Origin of the sequence: Massilia sp. CT11-108, assembly GCF_047302915.1 — a bacterium.
Classification (GTDB): domain Bacteria; phylum Pseudomonadota; class Gammaproteobacteria; order Burkholderiales; family Burkholderiaceae_D; genus Telluria; species Telluria orientalis.
This window is the reverse complement of the sequence record NZ_JBKYMO010001773.1, coordinates 1-235: the sequence shown is the minus strand read 5'-3', so window position 1 is coordinate 235 and position 235 is coordinate 1. Positions and strand designations below refer to the sequence as shown.

1 pseudogene is annotated in these 235 nt (G+C 73.2%); it reads left to right on the top strand.

The features are described 5' to 3' along the window. Nucleotides 1-46: 46 nt before the first annotated feature. Nucleotides 47-235, top strand: a pseudogene (locus ACEN88_RS36285) (hypothetical protein); the annotation flags it as partial.

Sequence of the window (235 nt, the reverse complement as noted above, 5' to 3'; positions counted from 1 at the left end):
GTTCTTTTGTTTTTACCCCCCCGGGGCGGCGGGGTGGGGGGCGGGGGTGGGGGCCTCGACCATCGGCGACCACCTGTACTTCCACTCGGCCTGGCCCACGCTTGATGAAGACGCCGTGTTCTTCGGTCCCGACACCTACCGCTACACGAGCGCCCTCAAGCGCGTCCTCGGTGCGCACGGGGGCTTGCGCCGCGCGGTGCGGCGCGCCGGGGCAGGCCGGCCGCCGGGGCGGTGT